This window comes from Microbacterium keratanolyticum, assembly GCF_016907255.1.
GTDB classification, from domain to species: Bacteria; Actinomycetota; Actinomycetes; order Actinomycetales; family Microbacteriaceae; genus Microbacterium; species Microbacterium keratanolyticum.
Genome location: NZ_JAFBBQ010000001.1, coordinates 2769695 through 2782899, shown reverse-complemented (window position 1 = coordinate 2782899; position 13205 = coordinate 2769695). Strand labels below are relative to the sequence as shown.

The 13205-nt window shown below is 65.5% G+C and carries 11 protein-coding genes; 1 reads left to right on the top strand and 10 read right to left on the bottom strand.

The window, feature by feature from the left end:
* Window positions 1-6 precede the first annotated feature (6 nt).
* Window positions 7-1428: a dipeptidase gene (locus JOD62_RS13405; RefSeq protein WP_204939746.1), complete on the bottom strand. Its 1422-nt coding sequence runs from the start codon at window positions 1426-1428 to the stop codon at window positions 7-9.
* A gap of 49 nt (window positions 1429-1477) precedes the next feature.
* On the opposite strand from JOD62_RS13405, the gene JOD62_RS13400 reads away from it, so the two are divergent.
* Complete coding sequence (locus JOD62_RS13400) at window positions 1478-2047, top strand: DUF3043 domain-containing protein (RefSeq protein WP_271171552.1); 570 nt, start codon at window positions 1478-1480, stop codon at window positions 2045-2047.
* 70 nt (window positions 2048-2117) lie between these two features.
* Here the strand turns inward: JOD62_RS13400 and JOD62_RS13395 are convergent, their stop codons facing one another.
* The 9 genes from JOD62_RS13395 to JOD62_RS13355 form a co-directional block, all read right to left on the bottom strand.
* A complete protein-coding gene (locus JOD62_RS13395; protein ID WP_204939744.1) occupies window positions 2118-3143 on the bottom strand; it encodes a quinone-dependent dihydroorotate dehydrogenase in 1026 nt (341 codons plus the stop codon).
* Window positions 3144-3154: 11 nt separating this feature from the next.
* On the bottom strand, window positions 3155-3631 hold the full coding sequence (gene nrdR / locus JOD62_RS13390; RefSeq protein WP_204939743.1) for a transcriptional regulator NrdR: 477 nt from the start codon (window positions 3629-3631) through the stop codon (window positions 3155-3157).
* Between the two features lie 8 nt (window positions 3632-3639).
* Window positions 3640-4962 (bottom strand): histidinol dehydrogenase, encoded by a 1323-nt coding sequence (gene hisD, locus JOD62_RS13385; RefSeq protein WP_204939742.1) that lies wholly within the window; start codon window positions 4960-4962, stop codon window positions 3640-3642.
* An 8-nt stretch (window positions 4963-4970) separates the two neighbouring features.
* Window positions 4971-5993 (bottom strand): hypothetical protein, encoded by a 1023-nt coding sequence (locus JOD62_RS13380; protein ID WP_204939741.1) that lies wholly within the window; start codon window positions 5991-5993, stop codon window positions 4971-4973.
* A 121-nt stretch (window positions 5994-6114) separates the two neighbouring features.
* On the bottom strand, window positions 6115-9585 hold the full coding sequence (dnaE, locus tag JOD62_RS13375) for a DNA polymerase III subunit alpha (RefSeq protein WP_239527264.1): 3471 nt from the start codon (window positions 9583-9585) through the stop codon (window positions 6115-6117).
* A gap of 120 nt (window positions 9586-9705) precedes the next feature.
* Window positions 9706-10833 carry a hypothetical protein gene (locus tag JOD62_RS13370; RefSeq protein ID WP_204939739.1) on the bottom strand — a complete coding sequence of 376 codons (1128 nt, stop codon included), beginning with the start codon at window positions 10831-10833 and terminating at the stop codon, window positions 9706-9708.
* A complete protein-coding gene (locus JOD62_RS13365) occupies window positions 10808-11404 on the bottom strand; it encodes an RNA polymerase sigma factor (RefSeq protein ID WP_204939738.1) in 597 nt (198 codons plus the stop codon). The genes JOD62_RS13370 and JOD62_RS13365 overlap by 26 nt, the downstream gene beginning before the upstream one ends.
* Before the next feature lie 66 nt (window positions 11405-11470).
* On the bottom strand, window positions 11471-12571 hold the full coding sequence (locus tag JOD62_RS13360) for a hypothetical protein (RefSeq protein ID WP_204939737.1): 1101 nt from the start codon (window positions 12569-12571) through the stop codon (window positions 11471-11473).
* Entirely contained in the window at window positions 12546-13151 is a 606-nt protein-coding gene (locus JOD62_RS13355) for an RNA polymerase sigma factor (RefSeq protein WP_204939736.1), read from the bottom strand. The genes JOD62_RS13360 and JOD62_RS13355 overlap by 26 nt, the downstream gene beginning before the upstream one ends.
* Between the last annotated feature and the right edge of the window lie 54 nt (window positions 13152-13205).

The window sequence follows — 13205 nt, the reverse complement described above, 5'->3', positions numbered from 1 at the left end:
GCGGAGTCAGGAGGAGAGCTCGACCTCGTTCATCCGCGTCAGCAGAAGCGCCTCCGTGCCGACGGCATGCCGGAACGTATCGAGATGCAGCGACTCATTGGGGCTGTGCGCACGCGAGTGCGGATCTTCGACGCCGGTCACCAGGATCTGTGCGCCGGGGAACTTTTCGACGAGATCCGCGATGAACGGGATGGAGCCGCCGACTCCGAGATCGACGGGTGCGACACCGTAGGCGTCCTTCATCGCCGCACGGGTGGCGCCCACGGCCCATCCGGCGGTGTCGACGAGGAATCCGTTGCCGAGGTCGAGATCCGAGAAGGTGAGCTCGGCTCCGAACGGCGCGTTCGCCCGCAGGTGCGCCTCCATCGCGGCATACGCATCTTCCGCGCTCTGCCCGGGGGCGACGCGCGCGCTGACGACGACCGTCGTCGAGGGCGAGAGCGTGTTCGAGGCGGCGTCCACGCTCGTCGCGTCGATGCCGATGATCGTGATCGCCGGCTTGTTCCAGATCCGGCTGAGGATGCTGCCGTCTCCGATCGGCGACACCCCGTCGAGCAGCCCCGCTTCGGAGCGAAGCGTCTCTTCCGTGTACGCCGGTGTCTCAGCGTCTCGGACAGCCATGCCCTCGACAGCGACGGACCCGTTCTCATCCCACAGCGTGTCGAGCAGGCGGATCGTGGCCATCATCGAGTCGGGAACCGCGCCGCCGAACATCCCGGAGTGAGATGCGTGGTCGAGCGTGCGCACCGTCAGGGTGAAGCGCGCCGCTCCGCGCAGTGACACGGTGAGACCCGGAGTCTGCGAGTCCCAGTTGCCGGAGTCAGCAACGACGATGGCGTCCGCCCGCAACGCGTCGGTGTTGTCGTCGAGGAACTGTCCGAAGGAGCGCGAACCGTACTCCTCCTCCCCCTCGATGAACAGCGTGATGCCCAGATCGAGGTCGTCTGCCAGCGTCTCGCCCACGGCACGGATCGCTGCGATGTGCGCCATCACGCCGGCCTTGTCATCCGCGGCACCGCGCCCGTACATGCGTCCGTCGCGAACAGTCGGCTCGAACGGCGGGCTTTCCCAGAGGGCGTCGTCTCCGGGAGGCTGCACGTCATGGTGCGCATAGAGCAGAATGGTCGGCTTCCCGTTTCGGGCGGCGCGCGTGGCCAGAACAGCAGGCTGCCCCTTCTCGTCAGTTCCGGGGATCCCGGCCCGCAGGACGCATACCTCGTCGAACGCACCCGTCTCCTCGGCGAGGCGCGCCACGGCGGCGGCACTGCGCTCGAGCTGGGTCTGATCGAACGACGGCCACGCGATGCCCGGGATGCGCACGAGATCGCCGAGATCTGCCAGTGCGCGAGGGATCCCTGTCGCGACTGCCTCAGCCACAGCGCTCTCGCGGTCGTCAGAAGCGGTCACCGAAGCAGAAGGAGATGTCATGCGAGTAATCTTAAGGCGAACCCCGAAAAGCAACACGTCAGGAGCCTTCGTGGCCAACTCCCCCGTCTCACCGTCGACGAACGACGACTCCGCCGAGAACGCAGCGCACGGCAAGGGCCGTCCGACACCTTCGCGCGCCGAGCAGGAGGCCGCCCGCAAGCGCCCCCTCGTCGCCAACACGAAGGAGGAGCGCGCCCGCGCACGCGCAGAACTCCAGGCACGCCGCGAGAAGGCACGCGTCGGCATGGAGAAGGGCGACGACCGCTACCTTCCCGTCCGCGACAAGGGCCCGCAGCGCCGCTGGGTGCGTGACTACGTGGACGCCGGCTGGCACCTCAGTGAGTGGGTCATGCCGATGATGGTGCTCGTCATCATCGCCTCGCTCGTCCCGAACGTGACGGTCGCCTACTGGTCGTTCCTCGTGCTCTGGGTCTACATCATCTTCGCCGTCGGAAACATGATCTTCCTCGGTGTGCGTGTCAAGCGGAAGGCCGCCGAGAAGTTCGGGGCAGAGCGCCGAGAGAAGGGTCTCGGCTGGTACGCCGCGATGCGTTCGCTGCAGATGCGATTCATGCGTCTCCCGAAGCCGCAGGTCAAGCGCGGCCAGTACCCCGAGTAGTCTCGGGCGGATGCCACAAAGGCGGCGAGTGTCTCAGACACTCGCCGCCTTTGTCGTGCGTATCGGGGGCTCAGCGTGCGCGTGCAAGTCCGCGGTTGATCTGACGTGCCCAGAACGGGCCGCGGTAGAGGAATGCGGTGTAGCCCTGCACCAGCGTGGCCCCGGCGGCGAGGCGCTCGCGGACATCATCCGCGGTCTCGATGCCACCCACAGAGATGACGCAGAACTCGGCGGGCACCGCGGCGCGCACGATGCGGAGCACTTCTCTCGACCGCTCCCGCAGGGGCGCTCCCGAGAGTCCGCCCGCTCCGGCGGCGTCGATGACGGCGGGATCGGTACGGAGACCATCACGGGAGATCGTCGTGTTCGTCGCGATGATTCCGGCGAGCCCCTCCTTCACCGCCATCTCGGCGATCGCGGTGATCTCCTCGTCCGGCAGGTCAGGGGCGATCTTCACCAGGAGCGGTGTCGTCCCGGCAGCAGTCTTGACCGCCTGCAGGAGCGGCGCGAGGGTCTCCACAGCCTGAAGGCCGCGGAGTCCCGGGGTGTTCGGAGAGGACACGTTGACCGCCAGGTAGTCCGCCAGCGGCGCAAGCCTCTGCGCGGAAGAGACGTAGTCGGCTGTCGCCTGCTCGACCTCGACGACGCGGCTCTTTCCGATGTTCACGCCGATCACCGCGCGCGGACGTCGACGGCGCAGCTTCTGGAGTCGACGCTCGGCGGCCTCCGCACCCGCGTTGTTGAAGCCCATCCGGTTCACGACCGCACGATCAGGGACCAGGCGGAACAGACGCGGTTTCGGGTTTCCCTCCTGCGGGATCGCCGTCACGGTCCCCACTTCGATGTGACCGAAGCCGAGCGCGGAAAGCCCCCGCACCCCCACGGCGTTCTTGTCGAAGCCTGCGGCCACGCCGAACGGCGACGGGAAGGTCAGGCCCAGCGCACGGACCTCCTGCCCCGTCGCGGGTCGCGTCAGTGCGCTCGTGATCCAGGAGAACGGCGGTACGCCGAGAGTGCGGATGACCGCCATGCCCGCGTGGTGCGCGAATTCCGGATCGAGGCGGGACAGAACGGTGCGAAAGAGCAGTGGATACATCGCCTCTCAGGCTACCCTTCGTCGGATGCGGCCGCGGACTTCGCACGGTCCGCACGAAGGTCGCGGATCGAGCACTCGAAGTCCTCCAGCGAGTCGAACGCCTGATAGACGCTCGCAAATCGCAGGTACGCCACCTCATCGAGTTCGCGCAGCGGTCCGAGGATCGCCAAGCCGATCTCATTCGCGTCGAGCTGCGAGACACCCGTCTGGCGCACCGCCTCTTCCACGCGCTGCGCGAGGACAGCGAGATCCCCCTCGGTCACCGGTCGCCCTTGGCAGGCCTTGCGCACGCCGCTGATGACCTTCTCCCGGCTGAACGGCTCCATCACGCCGGATCGCTTGATGACGTTGAGGCTTGCGGTCTCCGTCGTCGTGAAACGGCCGCCGCACTCCGGACACTGCCTCCGACGGCGGATGGAGAGCCCATCGTCACTCGTACGCGAGTCGATCACGCGCGAGTCGGAATGACGGCAGAACGGGCAGTGCATGCGGTGACCTACGCCTTCGTCGGATCGGAGTGAGTAAAGCGCGCCTCGATGGCTTCGCCATGCGCGGGAAGCACCTCGGTGTTCGCAAGCGCCACAATGCCCTCCCGGACGGTGGACAGCGCGTCGCGGTCGTAGGTGATCACTTGCTGCGGACGCAGGAACGTGTAGGCGCCGAGTCCAGGCGCATACCGTGCCTGTCCGCCAGTAGGCAGAACGTGGTTGCTGCCCGCGAGGTAGTCCCCCAAGCTGACCGGAGTGTGGTCACCCACGAAAACCGCACCGGCGCTCGTGAAGTCTGCGGCGGCAGCGGCAGCATCCGCGAGGTGCAGTTCCAGGTGCTCCGGCGCATAGGCGTTGCTGAATGCGGCAGCGGCAGCGCGGTCATCGACGAGGACGACCGCCGACTGCGGCCCGTCGAGTGCGGCGGTGACGCGCTCGCTGTGCCGCGTCCGCAATGCGAGCTCCGCGACCCGGATGAGCACGGCGTCCGCGAGGTCTGCGGAATCCGTGACCAGCACGGCGGAGGCCTGCTCGTCGTGCTCCGCCTGGCTCACGAGGTCCGCGGCGACGTAGAGCGGGTTCGCCGTGGCATCCGCGACGATCAGGATCTCTGTCGCGCCTGCCTCGGAATCGGTTCCGACCACGCCCGCGACCGCGCGCTTCGCGGAGGCGACAAAGTTGTTTCCCGGGCCGGAGACGACGTCAACCGGGTCGAGATCGAGTTCAGGCACGCCCCAGGCGAATGCGCCGATTGCGCCGGCTCCGCCCATCGCGTAGATCTCGGTGACCCCGAGAAGACCGGCCGCGGCGAGGATCGTGGGGTGGATGCGTCCGCCCTGATCCGACTGCGGCGGTGAGGCGAGGGCGATCTGCGTGACTCCGGCGACCTGCGCGGGGACGACGTTCATGATGACGCTCGACGGGTACACCGCCTTCCCGCCCGGGATGTACACGCCGACGCGCGACACCGGCTGCCAGCGCTGCACGATCTGAGCACCCGGCGCGATCGTCGTCGCGACCGACGCGGGCACTTGCGCCTGCGAAGCGAGGCGCACCCGATTGATGGACTCTTCGAGCGCTGCGCGAATCCGCGGCTCCAGAGCAGCAACGGCTTCGGCGACATGCTCTGCGGGGATCCGGATCGCGTGATCAGTCACCCGGTCGAACCGCTCCGCCTGTTCGCGCAGCGACTTCTCACCGTGCTCGCGCACGTCAGCGACGATCTGTGCCGCGGTTGCCAGCGCCTCTGCGCGCGCAGCCTCAGCGCGCGGCACGGCGGCCAGCATCTCGGCGGTGGACAGCGAACGGCCTCGAAGGTCGATCTTCTGCATTGTGCTCCTCAGCCTCTGGTCATGTCTGTCGTGTCGTGGAGATAGCCCACCCGGCCGTCGTCATGTCGGACGACGTAGGCGCCGCCACGATCTTCGATGACGAGAATCCACGCCTCCGGGCCGATCTCGAAGAGCACATCGCCCTGTTCGTCATGTACCGGGCGTGTCTCCGGCGCCAACGCCCAGAACGGCTGGCCAGCCTCAACGGGCGCGACATCCGTCTGTGTCCCCTCGACGCTCTCCGTGTCGTCGGTGAGCTCAATCTCAGACACATCATGAGCCGTGGCATCACCGAGCGGCACGATCACGTCCGTGTAGGCCTCATCGGATGCCACGGCAGACTCGTGCGCGTCCGCATCAGCGTCAGCCGTGACGCCATCGCCTTCGCCTGCGCCGCCATCACCTTCGACGACCGCGGAGCCGGCGGGCGCGACCTGCGCCGAGGACGCTGTCGGGTACGCGATCACCGGTCGAATCGGGTTGGCGTTACGGTGGGCGAGCGTCTCCATCCGGCCTTCGAAGTCCTCGCGCAGTCCGGGAATCAACGGAGCCACGACCGTGAGCACGACGAGGGCGAGCATGCACGTGAGTTCCACCCACATGACCCATCCCAGAACGCGACCGTCCAACCGGAGCGCGAACGACACCGAGTCCCAGACATGCTGCACCCAGAGCATCGCCGAGACCGAGAACGCGACGGACGCGAACTGGTCGATACCGAGCGAGCCGACCCTGCGGATCCCCTCCGGAGAGAAGCGTCGCAACACGATGAGGAAAAGGGCGACTGTGGGCACCCCGATGGTGAGCACCCAGTGCAGTCCGGTCGTCCACACGGACGCACCACCCGCCCCCAGCGGGAAGAAGGAGACGACGAAGGCGACCGCCCACACACCGACCATCAGCAGTTCACGTACCGTGATGCCCCAGTAGCCGTACTGCGGTGCGACGTCGACGTCGACGTCGAAAAGATCGTCGCTGGAGTCCTCGGGAAGGGACGCCTCGTCGAACGGCGCTGCATCGTTGTTCGTCATGAGGATCCCTTTCGTCGTGAGGACGATCTGCGCAGGTGACTCCCCGGCGCGACCCGATCTTACCGGGCGCAACCCGAGCGGTGCTGGGGGCGTGTCACGCTCGTGCGCCGCGGAATCGCTGCTACCCGAGGCACTGAGGGCCGAGAAGTGACTTCAACTCGCCGAAGAGATCCGCGGTGACAGTGACGGGCATCGGCACCTCGAAGACCTTGGCGGTGCCACCGCGGTGCATCTTGAGCGTGACCTCGGTCTCACCGTGGTGGCGGCGCAGCACATCCGCGAGGTCACCGATCAGGCGTTCCGTCGCCCGCTGCTCCGCAACCAGCAGAGCAAGGGGACCCGCGGCGTCGAAGGAGCCGACATCGGGGGTGAATGCGGACTGCGCGTGAATGTTCATGCCGTCATCACGACGCGAGATGCGACCCCGCACCGCCAGGATCGCGTCGGCCTGCAGCGTGCTCTGGAACTCAAGGTACGTCTTTCCCATGAACATGACGGTGATCTCACCGTTGAAGTCCTCGACGGTGATCATGCCGTAAGGGTTGCCACTGGCCTTCGCGACTCGGTGCTGCACGCTCGTGACCAGCCCAGCGATCGTCACCTGGTCGCCATCCTGCAGATCTTCTGATTCGAGCAGGTTGTTGATCGAGATCGAGGCGTGCTTTGCGAGCGGCACCTCAAGACCTGCGAGCGGATGATCGGAGACGTAGAGCCCGAGCATCTCCCGTTCGAACGCCAGCTTGTCTTTCTTCGTCCACTCAGGGCGTTCAGGAACCTTTGCGGGCGCCACCTCTTCGGTGTCGTCGTAGAGCGCGTCGAAGTCGAAGCCGATCGCTCCCTGGGCTTCGTTGCGCTTGCGATCGACAGCCGCTTCCGTTGCGGATTCGTGGATCTCCAACAGCGCGCGGCGGGTGTCGCCCATGGAGTCGAAGGCTCCGGCCTTGATGAGCGACTCGAGCGTGCGCTTGTTCGCCACGTGCAGCGGCACGCGGTTCAGGAAGTCATGGAAGGACGTGAACGGCCCCTCGCTGCGCGACGCGATGATGCCGTCGACGACGTTTGCGCCGACGTTGCGGACGGCGCCGAGGCCGAAGCGGATGTCTTCACCGACTGCGGCGAAGAAGTTGATCGACTGTGAGACATCCGGAGGCAGCACCTTGATGCCCATGCGCCGGCACTCGTTGAGGTACAGCGCCATCTTGTCTTTCGAGTCGCCGACACTCGTGAGCAGAGCAGCCATGTACTCGGCCGGATAGTGCGCCTTGAGGTAGGCCGTCCAGTAGGAGACGAGCCCGTACGCCGCAGAGTGCGCTTTGTTGAAGGCGTAGTCGGAGAAGGGCAGCAGGATCTCCCAGAGCGCGTTGATTGCGCCATCCGAGTATCCATTCGCATGCATACCTGCTTGGAAGCCTTCGAACTGCTTGTCGAGCTCGGACTTCTTCTTCTTGCCCATGGCGCGACGCAGAATGTCGGCCTGACCCAGCGAGAAGCCCGCGACCTTCTGCGCGATCGCCATGACCTGCTCTTGGTAGATGATCAGACCGTAGGACTCGTTGAGGATGTCGGCGAGCGACTCCCGGAACTCCTCGTGAATCGGCGTGATCGCCTGCTGCCCGTTCTTGCGCAGAGCGTAGTTGGTGTGTGAGTTCGCTCCCATGGGGCCAGGACGATAGAGAGCGATGAGAGCCGAGATGTCTTCGAAGTTGTCGGGCTTCATCAGGCGCATGAGTGCGCGCATCGGTCCGCCGTCGAGCTGGAAGACACCGAGCGAGTCACCGCGCGCAAGCAGGTCGTACGCACCACGATCGTCGAGCGCGAGGTGTTCGAGATCGACCTCCTCTCCGCGGTTCATCCGGATGTTGTCGAGCGCGTCGGAGATGATCGTGAGGTTTCGCAGCCCCAGGAAGTCCATCTTGATGAGCCCGAGCGCCTCGCACGACGGATAGTCGAACTGCGTGACGATCTGGCCGTCCTGTTCGCGGCGCATGATCGGGATGATGTCGAGGAGCGGTTCGGAAGACATGATGACGCCGGCCGCGTGCACGCCCCACTGGCGCTTCAGCCCCTCGAGGCCCAGCGCGCGGTCGAAGACCGTCTTCGCTTCCGGATCGGACTCGATGAGCGCTCGGAACTCGCTCGCCTCTTTGAAACGCGGGTGCTCCTTGTTGAACATGCCGTCAAGCGGCATGTCCTTGCCCATGACGGGCGGCGGCATCGCCTTCGTGAGGCGCTCCCCCATGCTGAACGGGAAACCAAGCACGCGTCCGGCATCTTTCAGCGCCTGCTTCGATTTGATCGTGCCGTAGGTGACGATCTGTGCGACGCGCTCGGATCCGTACTTCTCTGTCACGTACTCGATGACTTCGCCGCGGCGACGGTCGTCGAAGTCGACGTCGAAGTCGGGCATCGAGACGCGGTCGGGGTTGAGGAAGCGCTCGAAGATGAGGCCGTGCTCAAGCGGGTCGAGGTCGGTGATCTTCATGGCGTACGCGACCATGGATCCTGCACCCGAGCCACGCCCCGGGCCGACGCGGATGCCGTTGTTCTTCGCCCAGTTGATGAAGTCGGCGACGACGAGGAAGTAGCCGGGGAAGCCCATCTGAAGGATGATGCCGGTCTCATACTCGGCCTGCTTGCGCACCTTGTCGGGGATGCCGCCGGGATAGCGATAGTGCAGCCCCGCTTCGACCTCTTTGATCAGCCAGCTGTCTTCAGTCTCGCCGTCCGGCACCGGGAAGCGCGGCATGTAGTTCGCCGAGGTGTTGAACTCGACCTCGCAGCGCTCGGCGATCAGCAGCGTGTTGTCGCATGCCTCAGGGTGATCGCGGAACATCTGCCGCATCTCGGCCGCGGTCTTGACGTAGTAGCCATCGCCGTCGAACTGGAAGCGGTTGGGGTCATCGAGCGTCGAGCCCGACTGTACGCAGAGAAGCGCCGCGTGTGCGTCGGCCTCGTGCTGATGCGTGTAGTGCGAGTCGTTGGTCGCGACGAGCGGAATGCCCAGGTCTTTCGACAGGCGGAGCAGGTCGGACATGACACGACGTTCGATCGAGAGCCCGTGATCCATGATCTCGGCGAAGTAGTTCTCTTTGCCGAAGATGTCTTGGAACTCGGCCGCCGCATTGCGGGCGGCGTCGTACTGCCCCAGCCGCAAGCGGGTCTGGATCTCGCCGGACGGGCAGCCCGTCGTGGCGATGATGCCCTTGCTGTAGGTCTGCAGCAGCTCGCGGTCCATGCGAGGCTTGAAGTAGTAGCCCTCCATGCTGGAGCGCGAGCTCAGACGGAAGAGGTTGTGCATTCCCTCGGTCGTCTCACTCCACATCGTCGTGTGGGTGTACGCGCCGGAACCGGAGACGTCATCGCTCTTCTGATCGGGCGATCCCCACTGCACGCGCGTCTTGTCGCTGCGGTGCGTACCGGGGGTCACATACGCTTCGAGCCCGATGATCGGCTTGACGCCCGCGGCCTTCGCCGCGTTGTAGAACTCGAAGGCCGCGAAGGTGTTGCCGTGGTCGGTCACAGCGATCGCCGGCATGCCGTACTCGGCTGCGGCCTGAGTCATCGCCGTGAGCTTCGCGGCACCGTCGAGCATCGAGTATTCGCTGTGAACGTGCAGGTGTACGAAGGAGTCGGATGCCACGTCTCGAGTCTACGTCGGGGCACCGACACCGAGACTCTGATAGAGAGCCCCGGTGCCGGTGCGGCGCTCACTCTAGGGCGCGGAATCCACGACGGAGAGCGAGTAGACGTGGTGCTCGTCCGGAAGATCGTCAGACATAAACTCAGGATTCGAGAATCGTCGGATCGAGTACTCCAGGACGTAGCCCGTGGCCCGATCGATCGTGACGGTGTCCCATTGAGAGGGGTCGGCGTGGTCTGCTCCGTACTTGGAGGTGCTGACGATCGTTGCCCTGTGATCGTCGTACGCCACCAGCTGCGACTCTGGCAAGGTGCTGAGGGCCAGATAGAGTCCCGCTCGCTGCGCGGGAGAGCCCACGTTCTCGGCCAGGAGCTTCGTCAACAGCCACGCCCGCTTGTGCGGATCGACACCAATTTCCATGAGCCAGTCCATGATCTCGTTCGGGTCTGTTGGCATGGTCTGGAACAACCGGCCTCGTGAACCGTCTCCGCCATCGGTCGGCCAGCTCCCGATCAGGATGAACCCACCGCCGGCCCAGTACGACACCGCTCCAGGAGAATAGCTGCCCGATGCCTCATCCCAGAACTCCTCTGCCCGCACCTGGGCATCAGCACCGAAGTAGACGTCGAGGAGCGCCCCGCCGCCCTGTACGTACGCCCATTCACTCATGAGATCCGCTGGCACATATCGCTCAGATTGCGAGACATACGCCCACGCCGACTCCGCGTTCATCCGGCTCGATCCAAGATCGCTTACGCCGTACTCGTCCGAGTAGAAGACCATGCTTGTGCGCTCGTCCACGATCTTCAAGTACTGCCCGGGTTGCCGTTCGGGCACGTTCAGCGATGCCTGGGCAGCTCCCGCGAGAATCGAGCTCGTCGATTGCGCCGGCTCTGCCGTCGGTGTCGGTGTCGGTGTCGGAACCGGCTTCGGAGTCACCACCGGCGTCGGTGACGCGATCGCCTCGGGCAGCGTCGGCACGCTCTGATTCTGGGCGATCAGGAGAACTCCCACTGTCACGGCGGCAGCTCCGGCAAGCGTCCCCGCTCCGATCCAGACCGGACGCCTCGGCGATCGCGCCCGCGATGGCGCAGCCGCCCCCTGCGTCTGTGCGACGAGCTTCCCCCGGGCCTTCGCGATGTCATCCTCGGGGACCTCTGTGCCCCGTCCGAACTCACGCGTGCGCTGCCACAGTTCCATTTTCGTCACCCTCCTGATTCTCGATCGATCGACGCCTGCGTGACGGATCCAGCCTTCGGCGTACACGATTCAGACGTGAGCGCACAGTTCCTACGGGAACCCCCAGAGCGTCGGCGATCTCTTCGTAGGTGAGCTCACCCCAGGCATAGAGCAGGAGTGTTTCCCTGTCTCTTGCCGTCAGTGCCGCGATCCGCCGCGCCAGCACGGGCATCGCAGCCTGCGCATCGAGACGATCATGAAGATCGTCGAGGCCGGCATCCGCCGCGTGAACCCCACGCGCGGCGGATGCCTCAAACGCCCGCCATTGACGGGCTTCTGCCACGCGGTGCCGGCGGGCCACCATCGAGGTGATCCCCAGCAGCCAGGGCAGCGCCGATTCGCGTTGCAGATCAAAAGATCCACGCCGCTGGAAGGCGACGAGGAAGGACTCGCTCAGGACGTCCTCCCCCGCCGCGTCTCCCACCCTCCGATAGGCAAACGCCCCCACCGCCCGCGCATGTCGATCGAAGAGACCGGAGAAGGCCTCCGGCTCTCCGATCGACCGTCGGATGATCTCGCTGTCTGTGCTCACACTATGTATTCGCTGAATCGCGTCTGTGAGTTCACGGTTTCTTGAAGATTCCGTGAGCAGATGCCGTCACCAGACACCGTCGACGATCTCCACGTTGCAGGTCCGCCAGATATCCGGGACGTCGGAGGGCACGGGGTCTTCGTCCGCGCGATCGCCTCGGTCGTACCTCACCGCACTCTCCCTCACCCAACCGGTCGCGAGGTCGACTGTCACCGATTCCGATCGCGGCCAGTATCCCTGTGCAAAGGAGAACTGGAATGTGATCGCCCCTGCTTCTACCACCTGTGATGCTGCTGGCGTGACCATCATCAGCGCCTCCAGCACGCCCGCACGAAGATCTGCCGGCGCACTGTTGCCATTCAGGACAGACACGAGGCTCATCTGAACCTGCTCATTGATCTCCTCCGGTGTCAGCGTGGGCTCAGGGCCGAATCGGCCGTAGAACTCGATGAGTCCAGCCGGGTCTCTCGGCACGTTCGACCACAGGGGCCCATCCTCGGAACGCGGCGCAGGCCAGCTTTCCTCGAATACCTCTGGGTCGAATGGGGCGAGGTTGTCCCAGGCCACGACATCGCCGAGCGGCTGCCCGGATGCAGGGTCCCAGGGCCCGTACGCGCTCAGCCGCTCATTGTGGGGGCCCCAGCGCATGATTCGGTCCTGCGTCGGATCTGCAGGAAGGAACTCGACCAGGTTGGACGCCATCAGTGCCGCAGAGATCGGCGCGTACTCCCCCAGCTCGGGCCAGGTGAAGACCCTGATGTATGCATCCCGGTAGTTCAAAGTCTCAGTTCGGCAGGTGTTGCGCAGGTACTGCCCGGGCGCGGGCGTCGTTCCCGGAAACGGCTCCTGCACAGCAGTCGCACCGGACGTGCTCGACGGCGTGGGCGTCGGCGCGATCGGCGTCGGTGACGGCGTGACCACCGGCAACGCCTCAATCTCGGGCGCGGGATCGTCGTGTTGTGCGACGACGATAGCGGTCGCCGTCACAGCAGCGGCGGTGACCAGCGCACCCGCGACCAGCCATACCGGACGCTGCAGCTTTCGCGCCCTCGGGGACGATGCGGGCGCGTCCAGTCGCGCGAGCACCCGGGCTCTCGCCGCCGCCAGGCGATCATCCGCCAGCTGCTCCCCCGCATTGATTTCACGCACGTGCTGCCACTTGTCCATCGATCTCTCCTCCCTCGTCCTGTCGTGCTCGCTGCGATCGCGCGACGCGATCGGGATCCAGCAACCTCCGCGCTCGATTCATCCGTGACCGCACTGTGCCCACGGGCACGCCCAGCGCCTGCGCGACCTCCTCGTAGGAGAGATCTCCCCAGGCGTACAAGAGGAGAGTGTCGCGGTCGCGGGCCGCCAGCCGTGCGATTCGAGGCGCGAGGATCCTTGCACCGGATTGCGCATCCAAGCGTTCACCTGCGGTATCGAGCCCACCGTCGGAGACATGTTCTTCGCGAGTCTTCGCATGACCCGCCGCGCGGAGAAGCTGCGCTTCCCGTGCACGATGCTTCCGGATCAAGCGAGACGCGATGCCGTACAACCACGGCAGGGCGGTCTCCCATTCGGCGTCGAACGCACGACGGCGCGAGAAGGCGACGAGAAAGGTCTCGCTGAGGACATCCTCGCCCGCGTCCTGCCCCACCCGGCGGGCCGCGTATCCACCGATCGTCGCGGCGTGTCTATCAAAAAGTTCAGCGAATGCCTGAGGCTGGTCGAGCGAGCGCTGAATGATCTCCCTGTCTGTGCTCACACTGTTATTGCTCATCGCGGCGAATCCGGTTCACAGATTCTTTCGTGTTCGTGA